The organism is Rhizobium sp. WW_1 (assembly GCF_003610155.1).
Taxonomy (GTDB): domain Bacteria; phylum Pseudomonadota; class Alphaproteobacteria; order Rhizobiales; family Rhizobiaceae; genus Rhizobium; species Rhizobium tropici_A.
Genome location: NZ_RAIN01000001.1, coordinates 303876 through 324636 on the forward strand (window position 1 = coordinate 303876; position 20761 = coordinate 324636).

The following is a 20761-nucleotide window of genomic DNA, read 5'->3' on the forward strand; positions in this document are numbered from 1 at the left end:
ACGAGGGATGACGCATGCGCAGCGATGATGAAAGCGGTTTCCTTGCCAGGACGATACCGGCCGCGGACGGGCTGAAGCTTCATGTCCGCGACTATGTCGGCGACGAAGCAGCGACCGGGATGCGGCCCGCCATCTTTTGCCTACCGGGGCTGACGCGCAACTCGAGGGATTTTCATCAGCTGGCGCTGCTTCTGTCACGGGATGCGGCCAATCCGCGCCGGGTGATCACGCTCGACGCCCGCGGACGGGGAGCATCGGAATGGGATGCGGACAAGTCCCATTACAATCTCGTGGTTGAGGCCCAGGACGTGCTGACGGTCTGCTCCGCGCTTGCGCTGCCACACGCCATCTTCATCGGTACATCGCGCGGCGGCTTGGTCCTGCATGTCATCGCAGCGAGCCGTCCCGACATCCTGAAGGCGGTCATACTCAACGATATCGGCCCGGTATTGGAAAAGCGGGGACTGGCGGATATTCGCGATTATCTCAACCGGGACAAGAAGCCTTCCGATTGGGACGATGCGGTCGAAATCCTGCGGGAAAATCACGGAAGCGCCTTCAGTGCGCTCAGCGAAGACGACTGGCGGGATATGGCTTTTGCAATCTATGCGCCTCGCGACGGCAAGCCGGTTCCCGACTACGATCCCGCCATCGCCGCGCAGATGCAGGCGCTCGATCTGGAGGCGCCGATTCCGGACCTCTGGCCGCAATTCCAAGGGTTTCAGGATATCCCGCTGATGGTGATTCGCGGCGAAAACTCGAAGCTTCTGGTCCAGAGCACCACGGATGAGATGGCAAGCCGCCATCCGGGCATGGTCATCAAGATCGCGAGAGGGCAAGGTCATGCCCCCATTCTGCATCTCGCCGATATTCCGGATGCGATCCGGTCTTTCATATCGGAGTTTTGACCGAAAGCGCTCTCGCCACTCGATATCTAGGCAAAGCAAAAGGCCCGGTTGGGAAACCGGGCCTTTCCTCTTCCGATCGGAGGTCAGATCGGAAGATTTGTCAAACTCGTTCGGCGAACCGAATTAGAAGCTGCGCTGGAAGCGCAGGATACCAGCCCACTGATCTTGGTTCACAGAATCGAAGTTGGTGTAGGTAACTTCCGGCTCGACCAGGAAGCCCTTGACCGGCGTGAACTTGAGGTTCGTCGTGGCTTCGAAAATCTTCGAGTCGGTGTAGGCGAGCTGGAGGTTCCACTTCAGCTTTTCGTTGATCGGAACGCCAACGCCACCCCAGACAGCCCAGTCACCCCAGCCGCAGAGATCGCCACGGTTAGCCGGGCAAGCCGATGCATTCAGGTTCGAGCCAGCATACTGGTTGAGCTTGTCGCCATTGGTGTTCCAGCCGCCCATCAAGAAGGCCGTCATGAAGCCGAAGTCGGCATCGATACGAGCCTTGATGGCGCCTTCTTCAACGATCGAGTCGTAACCGCCGACGATCTTGAAGCCGAAGCCGCCAACCTTGTAACCAGCACCGGCTACAACGTTCGGAGCGTAGTGATTAGCCTTGGACTGTACCCAAGCGCCGCTGTAAGTCGTCGAATCCGAACCCGAGTTGCTGTCTTCGAGCGAGACGACAGCCGTGAAGCCGTTGCCTGCGTCGTAGTTGTAGGTCAACTGGTTGAGTTCGTACGGACCGTCATAGATCACGTCGTCGTTGATGACGTCGCCGGCGTAGCCGGTGTACAGGTTGTACTGCGAGTCCTGCTTACCGACGAGGAAACCGCCGAGGCTGATATTGGCCCAGAGCAGCTTCGGGGTGGTGGAGCCGCCGTCGTTCCAATCGAAACGATAGACGGTGTCGGTCTTCAGCGGACCGTATTCGGTGTCGGTCGCGGTGTCGATGCTCAGCTGAGCGCGGGTATGCCAGTAGGTACCGCGGTTGCCGCCAGGGCCCGGGTTGTAGGCATTGTACCAGCCACCTTCGGTACGGACCATGCCGCCGATCTTGAGGCAGGTTTCAGTGCCGGGGATGAAGAAGTAGCCAGCGCCATAGGCATCGCAGATGCGGACGTATTCCATCGGCTCGGGCTCAGCAGCGACGATCGCGTCGGCAGCATGAGCACCGGATACTGCTGCCAGCGCAGCAGCGGAGCCGAGAAGAAGGCTCTTGATGTTCATAGTAACTCCAGTTCCAATATCGATTAGGTATGAGAATTCACGCCGAGAAAATCGACGCGCCCTACCCCACCCGGTTTTAAGTTGACCCCTGATCTGGGAGAACCAAGACACTAAGCCTTGCTTCCGATTTGGAACCTACAGATCGTTTTTTTCAGAGCAATATCAGAGATAAACTATGAACAATTGTGACGGTTGTTTCAAAAGGTGCGTTGCACAAAAATCACGTCGCAAAAATGTCATGTCATCAATATGCCAGAAACCGAAATCTACTTATGATTACTTTAAAAATACAAAGAACCCTAAGGTAGCATTCGCGATAAAATATACTAAGCACCAGCGAGACTACGCATTAACCTGTCGATACTCGCAAAAATAGAAAGCCCGGCCAGTGGCCGGGCTTTCCATCACTATAGTGAAAATCTCAAATGACCGAAGTCAGATCAGATTAGAATGCGCGCTCGAAGCGGAGGATACCAGCCCACTGGTCCTGATTGATGGAGTCCCAGTTGGTGTAGGAAACTTCCGGACGGATGGTCAGGTTCTTAACCGGGTTGAACGTGAGGTTCGTCGTAGCGGCGAAGATCTTCGAGTCGGTATAGGCGAGCTGGAGGTTCCACTTCAGCTTTTCGTTGATCGGAACGCTTGCGCCGCCCCAAACTGCCCAGTCGCCCCAGCCGATACCAGCTGCGTCGCCAGCACCGTTCGCGCCGGCGTACTTGTTGAGCTTGTCGCCGTCGGTGTTCCAGCCACCCATCAAGAAGGCCGAGAATACGCCGAAGTCGGCATCGACGCGAGCCTTGATGGCGCCCTGCTTGACGATCGAGTCGTAACCGCCAACGACCTTGAAGCCCCAAGCGCCAACCTTGTAGCCGAGACCGGCAACAACGTCAGGAGCATAGTGATCGGAGCTGTCTTCGCCGTTAGCGCCGGTAGCGCCCTTGCCAGAGTTGCTGTCTTCGAGCGAGATCACAGCCGTGAAGCCGTTGCCGGCATCGTAGTTGTAGGTGATCTGGTTCAGTTCGTACGGGCCGTCATAGATCACGTCGTCGTTGATGACGTCGCCGGCATAACCGGTGAATACGTTGAACTCCGAGTCTTCCTTACCAACGGTGAAGCCGCCGAGGCTGATGCTGGCGTGCAGCAGGTTGGTGCCCGTGGAGCCGCCGTCGTTCCAGTCCCAACGAATTTCAGTGTTGGTCTTCAGCGGGCCATATTCGGTGTCGGTTGCCGTCTGCAGGCGAAGCTCAGCGCGGGTGTGCCAGAGCGTGCCCAAACGAGAGTTCGGGTTGTAGGCATCGTACCATTCACCTTCGGTACGAACCTTACCACCGATCTTGAGGCAGGTTTCCGTGCCCGGGATGAAGAAGTAACCAGCACCATATGCGTCGCAGATGCGAACATATTCCAACGGCTCCGGCTCAGCAGCGACAATGGCGTCAGCCGCGTGAGCGCCGGAAACTGCCACGAGCGCAGCAGCGGAGCCCAAGAGAAGGCTCTTGATGTTCATATTGACCTCCAGTCAAAGTTTTTATCAAGAATGAGAACTACCCGAAGGTATTCCCTGTCCCATCCTCGCGTTTCAAGAAGTGGACGATCAATCGCCCTCGCTTCCGAGATTGAAAATACAAGACGCGCACTGTCACGCAATCGACATCTTCACGGAAAGGGGGATTTGCGTAAGCCTTCCGCAAGTCCTGTTGCTGAAAGGACACAAGTCAGCAACACAGGCGCCGCAATTATTTAGGTTCTATTAAGAAAGTCCTTAATCTACGACCACTTAGAAATGTGCCTCAACTAAAGCGCAAGAAATACATCGGAGCGACAAAGTGGCCGGCCTGCGGCGATTTCGGGGTTTTCAAGATGGCTTGCGGGTGATTTTGGGCATTTCGCATCGCGCCACCCGGCAGGAGCGGCGGATGATCCGTGCCGCCGGCTGTCTCAAATCGATGCACGTACCTAAATGATTCGCCCCATCGATTCGGAAGAAACCCATCGAGCCCACCACTCGAGCGGCAATATCGCGGACATCGCTGCGGATTCGGAGGAGCTGGGTGGCCGCGGTGCAAGCCATCAAAGAGGCCATCAGGGATGTGAAGCGAACGCGACAGGTGTCGCCTGCGGAAATGCCATCACTATCTGCTAATGATTTCAGGATGGCGGAGAAGATGGGATTCGAACCCACGATACCATTTCTGGTATACTCCCTTAGCAGGGGAGCGCCTTCGACCACTCGGCCACCTCTCCGGTGCGGCCCTGATAGGGCCATTCATTTATCGACGCAAGCGCTTTTTCGCTGTTGTGCCCGTTCTTTCCATGAATAAGCAACGAGCGATTGTCGGCCGGCGCATGGTCCGGCCGACTCGAAAACTCATATCAAACCAGCAATTGCTTCAAGTCGGCGGCCGGGTCGGCAAGGATATCCCTAGATGGATTGGCGCCGGTTTCCAGCAGCTTCTTGCCGGTAACATAGGCCTTTGCGTCGTTAATGGCGTCGACGGCGATAAAGCGGCCCTGCTTGAAATACCATATGGACGCAGCCCCCTCGCGCATGCCGGGGCGCAGCAGCGTCTCGTCATAACCGAGATTGAACCCGGCGATTTGCAGCTTCACGTCATATTGATCCGACCAGAACCAGGGTTTCGGATCATAGGCCTTTTCGTTGCCGGCTATGATTCCCGCCGCAGCTTCCGCCTGGTCGACGGCATTCTGCACGGATTCGAGCCGGATGCGGCCGCCCTCCCATGGGAGTTCGACGCAATCGCCCATGGCGAAAATAGAGGGATCGGAGGTGCGCGCGAACGAATCAACGACAATGCCATTGCCGACCTCAAGACCGGCTTCCTTGGCGAGCCGGTCATTCGGGGCGACGCCGATGCCGACGACGACGAAATCGACATCGATGGTCGAGCCATCGGACAATTCCGCCGCCGCGACATGACCATTGCGGCCGATGAGCTGTTTCAGCCCGATCTTCTCGCGAATGACCACATCATGCTTCTGGTGAATGGCCCTGAAGATATCGGCCGTTTCCTTGGCAGCCACGCGCTGCAAAATTCTGTCACCCATCTCGATCAGGGTCACCTCGAGGCCACGATGGCGCGCAACGGCGGCCGCTTCCAGCCCGATATAGCCGCCGCCGATGATGAGCACCCGGCGTCCGGGGCGCATCTCGCCGGCCAGGAGATCAGCATCGCGCTTGTCACGAGCGAGATAGACACCCTCCAGCGCACCACCGACGGCAGGCGGCAGACGCCGCGGCGTCGAGCCCGTCGCGAGCGCCAGCGTCTCATAATCCAGCCTCGAACCGTCTTGCATGACGATCTGCTTTGCCGCCCGATCGATCTGTTCCACCCAGGTGGAGACGCGGATCTCGACATTATTGTCGGCATACCAATGCTCGGGCCGGAACAGCAGGCGATCGAAGGTCATTTCGCCAAGCAGGTACTTCTTGGTCAGTGGCGGGCGCTGATAGGGAAGGTTTTCCTCGGCTCCGACGATGGTGATCGGCCTGGAATCGCCCAGCCCACGCAATTTGGCTGCAAGCGCAAAACCCGCCTGCCCGGCCCCGACAATGACCAATCTGCCCGTCACGATCCGTACTCCATTGTTATTATAGCGATCCCCGCGCGATGTGGAGGACGCCTATGGGCTTCAGGGGTAACGCTTGCACTTGCAAGCGTCAATCATGACTGACCCTGCACCCCGGATCGGGAAAAAATTAGGCCGAAAGGCTCAGCCTGATATTTCGACCCAGCGACGCTCGTGGAAGGATTGCGCCATCGCATGCACCGATTTCTCGATGCGCAGACCATCTTTGAAAGCCACGACTGACGCAGCATCTCCCGATATGGCGCGAATCAGCTCGCGGCATTCGATGATCTTCAGGTCGTTGAAGCCGAGGCCATGGCCGGGTGCCGGGATGAAGCGGTCGTAGGGCTTATGGGCGGGTGCGGCCAGCACCTTGCGGAAACCCTGCTCGCTATCCCTGCCCTCGGCCTGATAGAGCTCGAACTCGTTCATGCGCTCCTGATCGTAAGAGATCGAACCCTTGGAGCCGAAAATCTGCAGGGCTATCCGCCCCTTGCGGCCCCAGGCCGAGCGATTGGCCATGAGCACGGCGGAAATGCCGCCGCCAAGGCGCATCAGCACATTAGCGAGATCGTGATTCTCGACGGTGCGGCGACCGCCATCCTTCAGCGGCCGCTCGGCATAGGGCTTCACCATATCCGTAATGACGGCCTCCACATGACCGAAGAGGAACCAGAGCAGCGAAAGCGGATGCACGGCAAAGTCATCGAGAGCGCCGTAGCCAGAGGCAAGCTCGCTCTTCCAATAGAAGAGGCCGTTCGGATCGGCCATGAAATCCTCGTCCATCTCGACGCGGACGTGATTGACCGCGCCGATGGCGCCTTCGGCAATCAGCGCCTTGATGTGCCGCATCGCCGGGTTCTGGATATAATTGTAGCCGAGGATGGCGACTTTGCCGGAAGTCCTGGCGGCCGCCAGCATACGCTCGGCATCGCCATAGGAGGGCGCCATCGGCTTTTCGCACCAGACATGCTTGCCGGCTTCAAGCGCCGCGATCGCCATTTCCGGATGGAACTGATTGGGGGTCGTGACGGAGACGACGTCGACCTCAGGATCTGCAACGAGCGCGCGCCAGTCGGCCGTCGCCTTTTCGAAGCCGAATTCATCGCCGCGCGCCTTTGCCAGATCGGCATTGGCTTCGGCGAGATGCACCAGGCGTGGCCGCGCGACATCACCGAATACAGTCTTGACCGCATTCCATGCCAGCGCATGGCATTTGCCCATATAACCGGTGCCGATCAATCCAACGCCCAATGGCTTCATTTGCCCATCCTCCTCAAATCCGCTCCCGCAGTCAGGGATTTTTGGAATATTTAGACCGTTTTGACAAGCGCCCCCATGGCCTCGCAATCTCTTCCAAAGGCGAGAATCCATATTTATATGATTAAAATCATAATCTTAAAATTATTCGTGCTGAATGATTCAAAATCCGGTATCGTTGCGAATATGGAATATTTGTTTCATTGTGGGTGTTGGGGAAGCTAAAGGGCGGCGCATGGATAACACTATCGAGACGCAAACCAAGGTACCGCGTGACTTCGAAAGTCTGCGCAGTACCATCATAGAGCGCAAGAATGCCATGCCGAAGCGTCTGGCCCAGGTCGCCGCTTTCGCGCTCAGCAATCCCGATGAGATCGCCTTCGGCACGACGGCCAGCATTGCAGCCGCGGCCGAGGTGCAACCTTCGACGCTGGTGCGCCTCGCCCATCACCTCGGCTATGAAGGCTTCTCAGACCTCCAGAGCATCTTCCGCGAGCGGCTCCGTGACCGAACGCTGAGCTATGAGGAGCGACTGGTTACGCTTGAACGCTCCGGCGTCGAAAATGAAGAGGCCAGCATTCTCTCAGGCTTCCTGTCTGCGGCAAGCCAGTCCGTCAACAAGCTCGCCGCAACCATCGAGACCGACACCTTCGCCAAGGCCGTCGATGTGCTTGCCGCCGCCGAAACGATCTATCTCATTGCCAAGCGCCGATCCTATCCGCTGACGGCGCATATGACATACGCTTTTTCCAAGCTGAATATCCGCCATCAGATCGTCGCTTCCCCCAACGGCATCGACGGCGAAATCACCCGCTTCGCCACCGAGAAGGACGCGGCGATCGCTGCGAGCTTCTCGCCCTATGCCGCCGACAGCCTGGCGCAGGCGCAGGACCTCGCCGCGCGCAACGTTCCGGTCATCGCCATCACCGATTCGGCCTTCTCTCCGCTTACCGCTTGCTCGGATTACTGGTTTGAAGTGGCGGAGGCCGATTTTGCCGGTTTCCGCTCTCTGTCGGCATCCATGGCGCTTATCATGGCCTTTCCCGTCGCCATCGCCGAGCGCCGGCGAAAAGGTGCGACAAAAACCGATAAAACGAAAATGGAATAAACATTCCGAATTGACAAAATATCGGAACCAATGTTTCATTACAACCGGGATCACGGCTGCAGGAGATGGCCGGTCGATCCACAGCAACCGGGACGAAACTAACACCGGCACTTTCAATAATGCATGATCTCGGCGCAGGCTGAAAAGCAAAAGAGGTCATGCCCCGACGGGAGGACATCATGGCACACGACAATCCTGGCGCCGAGCCGGAGACGAAACTCGATGTGATCACCATCGGCCGGTCCTCCGTCGACCTTTACGGCCAGCAGATCGGCTCGAAACTTGAGGACATCGCCTCCTTCGCCAAGTCTGTCGGCGGCTGCCCGGCCAATATCGCCATCGGTACTGCGCGGCTCGGCCTGAAATCCGGCCTCATCACCCGCGTCGGCGACGAGCAGATGGGTCGCTTCATCCGCGAACAATCGGCCCGTGAAGGCGTGGCAGTCGACGGGATCGCCACGGACAAGGAGCGGTTGACGGCGCTGGTGCTTCTGGCTGTCGAGGCCGAAGGCGTCTCGCCGATGATCTTCTACCGTTCCGACTGCGCCGACATGGCGCTGAACGAAGATGATATCGACGAGAACTTCATCAAGTCCTCCGGCGCCGTACTCGTATCCGGCACGCATTTTTCCAAGCCCAATACCGAGGCGGCACAGCGCAAGGCGATCCGCATCGCTAGAGCGAACGGCCGCAGGGTGATCTTCGATATCGACTACCGGCCGAACCTCTGGGGCCTTGCCGGCCACGCCGAAGGTTTCGAGCGCTATGTGAAATCTGACCGCGTCTCATCCAAGATGAAAGAGACGCTGCCGGATTGCGATCTAATCGTCGGCACGGAAGAAGAAATCATGATCGCCTCTGGCGCCGACGACGTACTCGGCGCCTTGAAGGAAATCCGCCGCCTCTCGTCCGCGATCATCGTGCTGAAGCGCGGGGCCATGGGCTGCATCGTCTATGAAGGCGCGATCTCGGACGATCTGGAAGCCGGCATCGTCGGCCAGGGTTTCCCGATCGAGGTGTTCAATGTTCTCGGCGCGGGCGACGCCTTCATGTCCGGCTTCCTGCGCGGCTATCTGCGCGGCGAGCCGCTGAAGACCTGCGCCACCTGGGCGAATGCCAGCGGCGCCTTTGCCGTTTCCCGCCTGCTCTGCTCTCCGGAATATCCGACCTGGGCGGAACTCGACTTCTTCCTGAAGACCGGCAGCAAGCATCGCGCGCTGCGCAAGGACGAGGCGATCAATCACATCCATTGGGCGACGACCCGCCGCGCCGACGAGATCCCGCTGCTGATGGCGCTGGCGATCGATCATCGCTCACAGCTCGTCAGCGTCTGTGATGAACTGGGCCTTGGCCACGAGAAGATCGTCGCCTTCAAGCGGCTCGCCGTCGAGGCAGCGGCACGGGTAGCGGACGGCCGGCCGGGCTACGGCATGCTGATCGATGAGCGCTTCGGGCGTGATGCTTTCTTCGATGCCGCCACCAAGAATTTTTCGTGGATCGGCCGCCCTGTGGAGTTGCCGGGATCAAAGCCGCTGAAATTCGAGTTCAGCCAGGATATCGGTTCGCAGCTCGTCGAATGGCCGCTCCATCACTGCATCAAATGCCTGTGCTTCTACCATCCGGACGATCCGCAGGATTTGAAGGCGGAGCAGCAGGAGAAGCTGCGGACGCTGTTTGAAGCCGCACGCAAGGTCGGGCGGGAGCTTCTGGTCGAGATCATCGCGAGCAAGAACGGTCCCCTGACCGACGACACCATCCCGACTGCCATGGAAGAGCTCTATGCGCTCGGCATCAAGCCGGACTGGTGGAAGCTGGAGCCGCAGGAATCGGCCGCTGCCTGGAAAAAAATCGATGCCGTGATCGCCAAAAATGATCCATTGTGCCGCGGTATCGTGCTGCTCGGCCTGGAGGCGCCGGCAGAGGAACTGATCCGCAGCTTCGAGGCGACGCTGGCGGCCCCTTCGGTCAAGGGTTTCGCCGTCGGGCGGACCATCTTCTCCGACGCGGCCCGTGCATGGCTTTCGGGCGGCATGAACGACGAGGAAGCGATTGCCGACATGGCCGGCCGCTTCCGGCAATTGACGGCGGCGTGGCTTAAAACCCGCGGCCTGTGAAATTAGAGCATTTGGGAGGCGCCCGATGGGCAAGACGATCCGATTGACGATGGCACAGGCCGTCGCGCATTTCCTCAAGAAGCAGATGACCGTTATCGACGGGCAGAAGCAGCCGATCTTCGGCGGCGTCTGGGCGATCTTTGGCCACGGCAATGTCGCCGGCATCGGCGAAGCGCTCTATCAGGTGCGTGAGGAGCTGCCGACCTTCCGCGCCCACAATGAGCAGGGCATGGCCCATGCCGCCATCGCCTATGCCAAGGCGAGCTTTCGCCAGCGTTTCATGGCCTGCACGACCTCCATCGGCCCTGGCGCGCTGAACATGGTCACGGCTGCCGGCGTCGCACACGTCAACCGCATCCCGGTCCTGTTCCTGCCCGGCGACGTCTTCGCCAATCGCGCGCCCGATCCGGTGCTGCAGCAGATCGAGGATTTCGGCGACGGCACCGTCTCCGCCAACGACGCTTTCCGCCCGGTCTCCCGCTATTTCGACCGCATCACCCGCCCCGAGCAGATCATCTCGGCGCTAAAGCGCGCGATGCAAGTGCTGACCGATCCCCTTGATTGCGGCCCGGTGACGCTGTCGCTCTGCCAGGACGTGCAGGCCGAGGCCTTCGATTATCCCGAAAGCTTCTTCGAAGAGCGCGTCTGGACGCAGCGCCGCCCGCAGCCGGATGCCGACGAACTCGCCAACGCGATCGCGTTGATCCGCCGCTCGGAAAAGCCTGTCATTCTTGCAGGTGGCGGCGTGCTCTATTCGCAGGCGACGAAGGAATTGACCGCCTTCGCCGAAGCGCATGGTATTCCCGTCGTCGTCACACAGGCCGGCAAATCGGCCATCGACGAGACGCATCCGCTGGCGCTCGGCTCCGTCGGCGTGACGGGCACATCAGCCGCCAACGCGATCGCAGAAGATACCGATCTGGTGATCGCTGTGGGAACGCGCTGCCAGGATTTCACGACCGGCTCCTGGGCGCTGTTCAAGAACGAGAAGCTGGCGATGATCGGCCTCAATATCGCCGCCTATGACGCCCTTAAGCACAATAGTCACCCATTGGTGACGGATGCCCGCGAGGGGTTGAAGGCGCTCTCCGCAGGGCTGGCGGGCTGGCGCGCCCCGGCATCGCTGACCGAGAAGGCGGCGCGGGAGAAGAAGATCTGGGCCGAGGCAGCCGCCAAGGCGCTGGCGACGACCAATGCCGCCCTACCCTCCGACGCTCAGGTCATCGGCGCCGTTACCCGCACGCTCGGCGGCGAGAACAGCATCCTGGTTTGCGCCGCCGGCGGCCTGCCTGGCGAGTTGCACAAGCTCTGGCCGGCGACGGCACCTGGCAGCTACCACATGGAATACGGCTTCTCCTGCATGGGCTACGAGATTGCCGGCGGCCTCGGCGTCAAGATGGCACGGCCTGACAAGGATGTCGTCGTCATGGTCGGCGACGGCTCCTACATGATGCTGAATTCCGAACTGGCGACGTCAGTCATGCTCGGCTTGAAGATCACCGTCGTGCTGCTCGACAACCGCGGTTATGGCTGCATCAACCGCCTGCAGATGGCGACCGGCGGCGCGAACTTCAACAATCTCCTGAAGGACTCGCGGTTCGAGGTAATGCCGGAGATCGACTTCCGGGCACATGCGGCCAGCATGGGCGCGATTGCCGTGAAGGTCTCCTCCATCGGCGAGCTGGAACAGGCGATCGAAGCCTCGAAAAAGAACGACCGCAGCTCCGTCATCGTCATCGACACCGACCCGTTGATCACCACGGACGAAGGCGGCCATTGGTGGGACGTCGCCGTTCCCGAGGTCAGCCCGCGTGCCGAGGTGAACAAGGCGCGCGCCGCCTACGAAAAAGCACGTGCCGACCAGCGCATCGGCTGATCCATTTCCGTCATTTTTCTGGAGGAGCTTGCGGCTCCTCCAATCATGTTTTCAAGGAGACCATTGATGAAGGCCAAACTCGGCATGTCGCCCATCGCCTGGTGGAACGACGACCTTCCTGAGCTCAGCGACGACGTATCGCTCGAGGAATGCCTGCGCCAGTCGCGCGGCGCCGGCTTCACCGGCATGGAACAGGGCCGGCGCTTTCCGAGCAATCCGGAGGAGATGCTGCCGATCCTGCGCGCTGCCGACGTGACGCTCTGCGGCGGCTGGTTCTCCGGCACCCTCGTCAACGAGGAGCTTGCCGCCAACAAGGATCGCATCGCGCCGATGATCGAGCTGTTCAAGGCCGTCAACGCGCCCTGCATCGTCTATGGCGAAGTCGGCCGCTCGATTCAGGGCGACCGCTCCAAGCCGCTCGCCACCAAGCCGCGCCTTTCGGATGACGAGATGAAGGCCTATGCTCGCCGCGTCACCGAGTTCGGCGAATGGTGCGCCGCACAGGGCATGCCGCTCTCCTATCACCATCACATGGCTGCGATTGTCGAAACCGAGCCGGAACTTGACGCCTTCATGCGCAACTCCGGCGCAGGCATTCCGCTGCTGCTCGATGCCGGCCATCTCGCCTTTGCCGGCGGCGACGTGCTGCGCGCCATCGACAATCACCACGCCCGCATCAACCACGTCCACGTCAAGGATATCCGCAAGTCCGTCGTCGATGGACTGGATCGCAGCCGCCAATCCTTCCTCGATGCCGTCGCGCTTGGCGCCTTCACGGTGCCGGGCGATGGCTCGCTGGATTTTGGCGCCATCGTCAAGCGTTTCGCCGATTACGGCTATGAGGGCTGGTTCGTCGTCGAAGCCGAACAGGATCCGCGCAAGGCGCCGCCGCAGAAGATGGCCGAGATCGGCCATGCCGAGCTGATGCGCGTCATGACGGCCGCGGGCTATACGGTGGAAACCGAAGGCTTTCCCAAGGGATAGCTAGAGCGCTTCCGCTTTTCTTCGAATAACGAAAGCGCTCTAGCTCTTTGTTATCTAGCAATTCCGGGCGGAAAACCGCTGCGCACTTTTCCTGGAATTGCTCAAGAGATGAGTACCCCTCCCCGGTTTAAGGCTGGCGAGGGGCACTCTCCAAGCAATGGAGGAAGAATCATGCCCAATCTCAAGGTCAAACCTGACGGCTCCCATGGCCGCGTCACCCATGTCACGCCCGAAAGCGCCGGCTGGACCTATGTCGGCTTCGATCTCCACCGCCTGAAGCCGGGCGAAACCGCTTCGGCCGAGACCGGCGATCGCGAAGTCTGCCTCGTCTGGGTCAGCGGCAAGGGAAGCGCCAAGGCCGGCGCAAAGGATTTCGGCTCGCTCGGCGAGCGCATGAGCCCCTTCGAGGGCGCGCCCCACGCGCTCTATATTCCCTCTGGATCGAGCTGGTCGGTGACGGCCGAGACCGATCTGGAACTCGCCGTCTGCTCGGCACCGGGCGGCGGTTCCCATGAAGCCCGCGCCATTCCGCCGGGCACCCATCCGGCGCTGACGCGCGGCAAAGGCACGAATGTCCGCTACGTCAACAACATCATGCCGGAAGATGACGGCGCGGCGCATTCGCTGCTGGTCGTGGAAGTGATCACGCCGGGCGGGCACACCTCGTCCTACCCTCCGCACAAGCACGATCAGGATGATCTCCCGAACGAGAGCTTCCTGGAGGAAACCTACTACCATCGCCTCAATCCGCCGCAGGGCTTTGGTTTCCAGCGCGTCTATACGGATGATCGCTCGCTGGACGAAGTCATGGTACTGGAGGATGGCGACGTGACGCTGGTGCCGAAGGGATATCACCCCTGCGCCGCCTGCCATGGCTACGATCTCTACTATCTCAACGTCATGGCCGGCCCGAAGCGCATCTGGAAATTCCACAATGCCGTTGAGCATGAGTGGCTGCTCAAGTCCTGAGTGTCCTCTGACATAAGCTCATACGAAAAGGCCGCGCCCGAGAGCGCGGCCTTTTCCATGTCATGCGGGCAGCAGGCCGTAGCGCCAGCCGCGATCCCTGGCGTTGCGCGACAGCACCAGCCAGGTGAGCAGGATCATCCCCGCTTCCGCGAAGATCGGCGTCATCCAGATCCCCCTTTCGCCGAAAACGAACGGCAGAAGGAATGTCAGCGGCAAGGTGAACAGATAGGACCGTGACAGACCGAAGATCGCTCCGCGCTTCGCATCGCCGATCGACTGGAAATAGGACGACAGGACGATCGCCTGCCCGAACAGGAAATAGGCGCCGATCGTCCAGGGCAGGATGCGGCCGACTTCCGCGACGATCACGGGATCGGCGACGAAGATCGAGCCCAGATGCCCCGCCAGCAGCTCGACGATCAATTCGACAGCGGCGCAATAGACCAGGGCCGAGATCATGGCGATGACAACGCTGTGGCCGACGCGGGCGGGAAGCGCCGCACCGTGATTGTGGCCGGAGATCGTCTGCAATGCGATACTCAAGCCCAGCAGCGGCAGATAGGCAAAGGTCATCACGCGGGTGACGATGCCATAGGCGCCGACGGTCGCGACATAATCTCCCTGGTGCCAGATCGACACGTTGAAGAGGATCGCCGCCGAGCTCAGCGAAATACCGATGAAGCCGAGGCTCATCGGTGCACCGAAGGCAAAGATGCCTCGCCACTCACGGATATGCAGACCCATATCGACCCAAAGCCCATTCGGCCGACGCAGGCGATAGATGACGACAATCATCAGGCAGATGAATTGCGCCAAGATCGAGCCGCCGGCCGAGCCGACCACGCCCCAATGAGCGACGGCCATCAGCAACCAGTTTGCCAGGATGTTGAGCAGCGTCGAGGCAAGCGTCACCAGCGTCATGAAGCCGAGCCGTCCCTCGCAACGCAGTCCGTCGAGATGGATCGAAAGAAAGAAGCTGATCGGCGCGAAGGCGATCATGACGCCCATAAAAGCCTCGGCGCTCCTGGCAACATCGGCATTTCCCGCCGCAGCCACGGCAATGAACTGCCGGGCGGCGAGCCAGTAGACGACATTGACGACCACCACGACGGCGATCGCCAGCGTGTGGGCGCCGGTGAACACTGACTTCGCCCCGTCGCGATCTCCAGCTCCGAGGCGGCGGGCGAGAATGCTTGCCATCCCGTTCGAAACCAGTGTCTGCAGCGCCACCAGCAGCATCAGCGCGGGGAATATGAGGCTGACGGCGGAGAGCGCGTCTGCCCCGACATAGACGCCAAGGAAATAGGCATCGACGACGGCAAACAGGCCGCTGACCGTGGTGATGATGACGATCGGCGCGGCGGTCTTGATGAAGACGCCGGGCAGCCAGCCGGTGAGGAACATGTTGTTTTCAGTATGACGTGTCATGGTGGTATCCGGACAGAATCGCTCGCCATCGGCGAAGATAGCGGCCTATCGATAGAGGATGAAGGTTAGATGTCGAGAACGAGATGCGGCACGCCGTTCGATGTCCTGCGCGGCGAAATGCCGTCGGCATCGACCTGGGCGTTGATGCGCTGACGGAAAGCCGAGAAGCTCTCGAATTCCACCACATCGACCGGTTCGTCGAAATGAATGGTGATCCGATAAAGCCCGCCTGACTTCGCCGACATCGCTAGAACCTTGCCCGTGAAGGGCTTGTTCAGGTAGCGGCCACGCACGGCGGAGCCGACATCGAAGGGCGCATCCGGCCCGTCATTGGGCCTTGCCGCAAGCGCCGACAGCGTGTTCCAATCGCGCAGCCCGTGCTGCTTGGCGATGAGTTCCAGCGCCGTCGAGTGGCTCATGTCGTCCCCGCGCTCGGCCATGGCCTGACGCAGGCGTCGGGCCTGAGCCTTCAGTTCATCTATGGACGGATACGTCATCATAGGATCAGCCTTTGCTAAGGCACGCAATTACGACCGTGAAACGGAGCTCGCATTACCGTCAGTCAGCATGCCCTACATGGCTGTGACCTAAAACAGCGAGGACTTCACCTTGGATTTTCATCCGCGAGCGGCAGGCGCCTCGAACCGAGCATCCGTATGATCGAAGCCGATCCCGCTGTCAAGATGCACCCAAATCGGCACAAAAGGCGAACCCGTTAAAATTCTACCAATACAATTGACGCTTCGGCAAAACCTCCGTGCAAGGTTGGTGGAGTATCCGAAATGAATTCGGTCTGTTCTTCAACAGGGAATGACAATGCTTCGCGCAACTCATCTGGCGAAAGTCAAATCCGAAGTCTACGAACGCAGCTGGGAACGGTTCTACGTCCAGAGGCCGGCGCGTCTCGTTGCGGTTCGTCCCTGTCTGACGGGTATTTCCGTCCGCAGCGCCGAGATTACAGACATTTCGCGCGGCGGCGCGAGCTTCACCGTCGCCACGACGGTCGGCCTGCCGACCCACTACTATCTGAACATCCTCGGCCTTGCCTATCGCATCGCCTGCGCCGAAGTCAGCCGCAACGGCAATCGTGTCCACGTCCGCTTCATCAACCTGATCGAACCGGAGACTCTACGCCGCGTCGTGCGCGCCGATTTCATGATCGGCAATGCAGAGGCGATGGCTGCGCGCGGCAGGAGACAATAGGCTCGATCCGGTATCATCTGGCGACGACGTTTGCGGTTGCTTTCGGCCCATTGAGGCCACCGAGCCTTTCCCTTAGCCGAGGGGCTGCAAAATCCAGAAAAGCTCTGACTTTCAAGGGCATGAGTCCGCGTTGCGGATAGACCAGGCTGACCGGCCATGGATCTTGTTCGGCATCGTCGAGAACGCTTTTCAACGCGCCATCGGATATGAATTCCCTCACCTGATACGAAAGCACACGGGCAAGACCGAGGCCGCCGACGGCAGCGTCGATGGCCGCTTCGGCTGTGTCGACGACGAGCCGGGAGTGGACCGCAACGCTGGTTTCAGATTGGGCCTTGTGGAAGGACCAGGACCGTACCGACATCAGGTTTTCGAAGGTGATGCAATCGTGGCCCCGAAGGTCATCCGGAGTTGCGGGGGTGCCCCGCTCCCGGAGGTATTCGGGACTTCCGCACACGACGCGCCTGATCTCCCCCACGCTTCGAAAGACCAGCCGGCTGTCGGGCAGCTTGCCGATTCGGACCGCCAGGTCGACGTGCTCCTCCGGCAGGTCGACCAGTCTGTCCGACTGGATGAGCCGGACGTCGATCTCGGGGTATGTCTTCAGGAATTCCGTGACAACAGGCAGAACGTGAAGCCGCCCAAAGACGACGGGCGCCGTAATAACCAGATTACCCTTCGGAGTCTTGAACTCACCTGCAGCCGTGCGCTCGGCTTCGGCGACATCTTCCAGAATACGCCGACAGGAGGAGACATAAGCCTGCCCCGTCTCGGTCAGGACAAGGCCGCGCCCGGCGCGTTGGAAGAGACGCGTTCCCAGATGGCTCTCAAGTTCCGACACCTTGCGGCTGACCGTCGCCAACGGCAGGCCGAGATTGCGTGACGCCGCAGATAAACTTCCGGCGTCCACTGCGGCAAGAAGAACGGACATGGCTTCCAGACGATCAGGCATGGCTTCCAGAAAATGGGAGGATTGTTCCTGAAATTAGCAGATATTGCCGTAAATCGGAAGAGGATAGCTTCGATCCATCAATCTTGAAGCGAAAGGAAGTCCAATGTCCAGAATCGCAATCCCCGCCACGATCGAAGCTTCTCCGGCCGCCTCTCAGCAGATGCTGACGGCAGTCAAGCAACAGCTCGGCGTCGCTCCCAATCTGTTCCGCCTGATGGCGGTCAGTCCTCAGGCCCTGGAGGGTCATCTTGGTCTGTTCGGGGCGCTCGGAAAGGGCAAGCTCTCGGTTCAGACCCGCAATCGGATCGCGCTTGCCGTTGCCGAAATCAACGGCTGCGACTATTGCCTTTCCGCCCACACCTATCTCGGTCACAACCTCGCCAAGCTCGACGATGCCGAGATGGAGGCCAATCGCGATGGCAAGTCCAACGATCCCAAGGCCGATGCCGCCATCCGCTTTGCCGCCAAGGTCGCCCGTGAACGTGGCAGCGTCAGCGCAGGCGATGTCGAAGCGGTGAAGGCTGCCGGATATGACGACGCCGAAATCATCGAGATTGTTCTCCACGTCACGCTGAACACCTGGACGAATTACATCAACAAGGTAGCGGACACCGAGATCGATTTCCCGATCGTCACGACAAGGAAGGCTGCCTGATCGTCAGGCAGGAATGACGGCCCGATCGATTTCGCCTGCGATCGGGCCGGTCTTCAAATTCATGGAGTGTGCAATGAGCCGTCTTGAGTCTGGGGAACCCGGCGCAGAGTTCGAGTTTTCGAGCGATGTTGCCTTCACGCCCACCGTAAAGGCTATCCAGAGCCGCAAGGGCTCGCGGCGCGCCTATTCGAGGATGGAAGCGGGCGGATCATGGCAGACCGGTATCACGAGGGAGATCGCCGCCTTCATCGAGAGCCGGACCAGCGCGTTCCTTGCTACGGCAAACGCGGCCGGCCAGCCTTACATCCAGCATCGGGGCGGTCCCGCCGGCTTTCTGAAAGTGCTTGACCGAAAGACCATCGGCTTTGCGGACTTCGCTGGAAATCGTCAGTACATCACCCAGGGGAATCTCCTTGAAAACCCCAGGGCTCACCTGTTTCTGATGGACTATACCTATCGGCAACGTGTCAAAATCTGGGGTGAGGCAAGAGTGGTCGAGGGTGACGCCGAGCTTGCCGAACAGCTCTTTCCGGCTGGATACAATGCCCGTGTCGAGCAGGTTATTCTCTTCACGGTAACTGCATGGGATATGAACTGCCCACAGCACATACCGCAACTTATCGATGCGGCCACCGTTCAAGCGTTGCTGGCGGAGAAGGACCGCAAGATCGCCGAGCTTGAAAGGAAGATCGCGGCGATGTCGGCACCACTGGAAAAGCGTTGACGTTGCGGTCGGGCTTGAGGCCTCGAAGCGACCGAAGGGAATTGCCGCAGAATGCAGATGGATCAGACGGGTTCCGCTCTTGCAACCACCCGCCAAGCGCCTATTCTGCCGCACCCTGCAACTGAATTCGGGAAACAAAGCCAGCATGTCCGCCTTCTCGCGCTTCACGCCGCTGATCAGCGCCCTGCCCTCCACCGTCCCTTTCGTCGGCCCTGAAGCGCTGGAGCGCCAGCGCGGCTCGAGCGTCAAGGCCCGCATCGGCGCCAACGAGAACGGCTTCGGGCCTGCGCCCTCCGTCATCGCAGCCATGCGCGAGCGAGCCGGCGAGATCTGGATGTACAACGATCCGGAAAATTTCGAGCTGAAGCAGGCGCTTGCGGCGCATCTCGGCGTTCAGCCGGCCAATATTGCGGTCGGAGAAGGCATCGACAGTCTGCTTGGCTTGATCGCTCGTATGGTGATCGAACCTGGCACGCCGGTCGTCACCTCGCTTGGCGGCTATCCCACCTTCAATTTCCATGTCGCCGGTTTCGGCGGCCGCCTGGTGACCGTGCCCTATGTCGATGATCGCGAGGATCTCGATGGGCTGCTGGAGGCAGTGAAGCGAGAAAACGCGCCGCTGGTCTACTTCGCCAATCCCGACAACCCGATGGGGAGCTGGTGGGATGCCGATAAGATTGTCGCCTTTGCCCGCGCATTGCCGGAAAACTGCCTACTGATCCTCGACGAAGCCTATAGCGAAACCGGACCGGCAAGCTCTCTTCCCGCGATCTCGGCTCTGATCGATCTGCCGAACGTGCTGCGTACCCGCACCTTCTCCAAGGCTTACGGCCTTGCCGGCGCCCGCGTCGGCTATGCCATCGGCGCACCGGAAACCGTCCTGACCTTCGACAAGATCCGCAACCACTTCGGCATGAACCGGCTTGCGACCGTGGCCGCCCTCGCCGCGCTAAAGGATCAGGCCCATCTCGCCGAGGTGGTCGACAAGATTTCCGCCGCACGCGACGTTATCGCGAAGATAGCTCGCGAGAACGGTTTGCTGCCCCTCGCTTCCGCCACCAACTTCGTCGCCATCGATTGCGGCCGGGACGGTTTGTACGCCCGTGCCATCGTCGACGGGCTGATCCAGCACGGCGTCTTCATCCGCATGCCGGGGGTCGCCTCGCTCAATCGCTGCATCCGCGTCAGCGTCGGCCCAAAACAGAATCTGGACCTGCTTGCCGAGGCGTTACCGAAGGTGCTGAAGGCGATCGGCTGACCTTCTGGACCTTGCCGAATTACGAAATTATGAGTCGCCCATATCGTGTTGCCAGAACCGCTCTCCGCACCCATGAAAATGCGCAGAGATTGTTCCGTCATCCGCGTCGTAGATATACAGCGTTACCGGACAGTGCTGCTGGTTCGCCCATTGGATTGCTTCGTGAACGGACACATCGTCCCGGCTCGCGTAGTCGATGGTCAAGCCCGGCGGCGACTCATCCGCCAGGTCTGCGTCTGCGCAGCTATTGTCATGCTCTACGGCTTCGATGATTGCGTTCACACGTTTCCAACGATAGCGGCGCTGTCGTCGGTCGATGACATTCAAGATCATTGAATTTGCGCGTCGTACCGCGCTGATAATTTAGCTTAAGCCGCCGATACCTTAGCGACGTTGAGCCATGATCGCCAGTCTCCGTTGCGATATTGCCGAACATATTGACGTCGTACGCCACCGGCATGAATGGAATGAGACCCGCATAGTCCAAAACGACGAAACCGCGCCAGCCTTGTTCCA

19 protein-coding genes and 1 tRNA gene are annotated in these 20761 nt (G+C 59.9%); 10 read left to right on the forward strand and 10 right to left on the reverse strand.

The window, feature by feature from the left end:
- Positions 1-14 precede the first annotated feature (14 nt).
- Entirely contained in the window at positions 15-908 is an 894-nt protein-coding gene (locus BJ928_RS01460; protein ID WP_047627247.1) for an alpha/beta hydrolase, read from the forward strand.
- 123 nt (positions 909-1031) lie between these two features.
- On the opposite strand, the gene BJ928_RS01465 is transcribed toward BJ928_RS01460, so the two are convergent.
- From BJ928_RS01465 to BJ928_RS01490, 6 genes are all read right to left on the reverse strand, one after another.
- Entirely contained in the window at positions 1032-2126 is a 1095-nt protein-coding gene (locus BJ928_RS01465) for a porin (protein ID WP_047627249.1), read from the reverse strand.
- 445 nt (positions 2127-2571) lie between these two features.
- Complete coding sequence (locus BJ928_RS01470; RefSeq protein WP_047627250.1) at positions 2572-3633, reverse strand: porin; 1062 nt, start codon at positions 3631-3633, stop codon at positions 2572-2574.
- Positions 3634-3981: 348 nt separating this feature from the next.
- Positions 3982-4308, reverse strand: coding sequence for a hypothetical protein (locus BJ928_RS38505; RefSeq protein ID WP_147413880.1), 327 nt, complete (start codon positions 4306-4308; stop codon positions 3982-3984).
- A tRNA-Ser gene (locus BJ928_RS01480) sits at positions 4281-4370 on the reverse strand. Before BJ928_RS01480 ends, BJ928_RS38505 begins: the two co-directional genes overlap by 28 nt.
- 129 nt (positions 4371-4499) lie before the next feature.
- Positions 4500-5717 (reverse strand): FAD-dependent oxidoreductase, encoded by a 1218-nt coding sequence (locus BJ928_RS01485; RefSeq protein ID WP_047627253.1) that lies wholly within the window; start codon positions 5715-5717, stop codon positions 4500-4502.
- 141 nt (positions 5718-5858) lie between these two features.
- Positions 5859-6977, reverse strand: coding sequence for a Gfo/Idh/MocA family oxidoreductase (locus BJ928_RS01490; RefSeq protein WP_047627254.1), 1119 nt, complete (start codon positions 6975-6977; stop codon positions 5859-5861).
- 232 nt (positions 6978-7209) lie between these two features.
- On the opposite strand from BJ928_RS01490, the gene BJ928_RS01495 reads away from it, so the two are divergent.
- From BJ928_RS01495 to iolB, 5 genes are all read left to right on the forward strand, one after another.
- Complete coding sequence (locus tag BJ928_RS01495) at positions 7210-8082, forward strand: MurR/RpiR family transcriptional regulator (protein ID WP_047627255.1); 873 nt, start codon at positions 7210-7212, stop codon at positions 8080-8082.
- Positions 8083-8261: 179 nt separating this feature from the next.
- A complete protein-coding gene (gene iolC / locus BJ928_RS01500) occupies positions 8262-10196 on the forward strand; it encodes a 5-dehydro-2-deoxygluconokinase (protein WP_047627257.1) in 1935 nt (644 codons plus the stop codon).
- A gap of 25 nt (positions 10197-10221) precedes the next feature.
- Positions 10222-12072, forward strand: coding sequence for a 3D-(3,5/4)-trihydroxycyclohexane-1,2-dione acylhydrolase (decyclizing) (gene iolD, locus BJ928_RS01505; protein WP_047627258.1), 1851 nt, complete (start codon positions 10222-10224; stop codon positions 12070-12072).
- 66 nt (positions 12073-12138) lie between these two features.
- Complete coding sequence (iolE, locus tag BJ928_RS01510; protein WP_047627261.1) at positions 12139-13056, forward strand: myo-inosose-2 dehydratase; 918 nt, start codon at positions 12139-12141, stop codon at positions 13054-13056.
- Between the two features lie 171 nt (positions 13057-13227).
- Positions 13228-14025 carry a 5-deoxy-glucuronate isomerase gene (gene iolB / locus BJ928_RS01515; protein ID WP_047627263.1) on the forward strand — a complete coding sequence of 266 codons (798 nt, stop codon included), beginning with the start codon at positions 13228-13230 and terminating at the stop codon, positions 14023-14025.
- A 60-nt stretch (positions 14026-14085) separates the two neighbouring features.
- Here the strand turns inward: iolB and BJ928_RS01520 are convergent, their stop codons facing one another.
- Both BJ928_RS01520 and BJ928_RS01525 read right to left on the reverse strand, forming a co-directional pair.
- The gene (locus BJ928_RS01520) at positions 14086-15453 is read right to left on the reverse strand and encodes an MATE family efflux transporter (RefSeq protein ID WP_047627264.1); all 1368 of its coding nucleotides are present in this window, start codon (positions 15451-15453) and stop codon (positions 14086-14088) included.
- Positions 15454-15518: 65 nt separating this feature from the next.
- Positions 15519-15953 carry a glyoxalase superfamily protein gene (locus BJ928_RS01525; RefSeq protein WP_047627266.1) on the reverse strand — a complete coding sequence of 145 codons (435 nt, stop codon included), beginning with the start codon at positions 15951-15953 and terminating at the stop codon, positions 15519-15521.
- A 310-nt stretch (positions 15954-16263) separates the two neighbouring features.
- On the opposite strand from BJ928_RS01525, the gene BJ928_RS01530 reads away from it, so the two are divergent.
- Positions 16264-16656, forward strand: a complete 393-nt coding sequence (locus tag BJ928_RS01530) for a PilZ domain-containing protein (protein ID WP_047627268.1) — start codon at positions 16264-16266, stop codon at positions 16654-16656.
- A gap of 13 nt (positions 16657-16669) precedes the next feature.
- Here BJ928_RS01530 and BJ928_RS01535 read toward each other — a convergent pair whose 3' ends face one another.
- Positions 16670-17608, reverse strand: coding sequence for a LysR family transcriptional regulator (locus BJ928_RS01535; protein ID WP_047627270.1), 939 nt, complete (start codon positions 17606-17608; stop codon positions 16670-16672).
- A 103-nt stretch (positions 17609-17711) separates the two neighbouring features.
- Here BJ928_RS01535 and BJ928_RS01540 point away from each other — a divergent pair, with 103 nt between their 5' ends.
- The 3 genes from BJ928_RS01540 (at position 17712) to BJ928_RS01550 (ending at position 20245) form a co-directional block, all read left to right on the forward strand.
- Positions 17712-18263, forward strand: coding sequence for a carboxymuconolactone decarboxylase family protein (locus BJ928_RS01540; protein ID WP_047627272.1), 552 nt, complete (start codon positions 17712-17714; stop codon positions 18261-18263).
- Between the two features lie 73 nt (positions 18264-18336).
- On the forward strand, positions 18337-18987 hold the full coding sequence (locus BJ928_RS01545; protein ID WP_047628714.1) for a pyridoxamine 5'-phosphate oxidase family protein: 651 nt from the start codon (positions 18337-18339) through the stop codon (positions 18985-18987).
- Positions 18988-19132: 145 nt separating this feature from the next.
- Complete coding sequence (locus BJ928_RS01550) at positions 19133-20245, forward strand: pyridoxal phosphate-dependent aminotransferase (RefSeq protein ID WP_047627275.1); 1113 nt, start codon at positions 19133-19135, stop codon at positions 20243-20245.
- 27 nt (positions 20246-20272) lie between these two features.
- Here the strand turns inward: BJ928_RS01550 and BJ928_RS01555 are convergent, their stop codons facing one another.
- On the reverse strand, positions 20273-20578 hold the full coding sequence (locus tag BJ928_RS01555; protein ID WP_052227448.1) for a hypothetical protein: 306 nt from the start codon (positions 20576-20578) through the stop codon (positions 20273-20275).
- Positions 20579-20761: the final 183 nt, after the last annotated feature.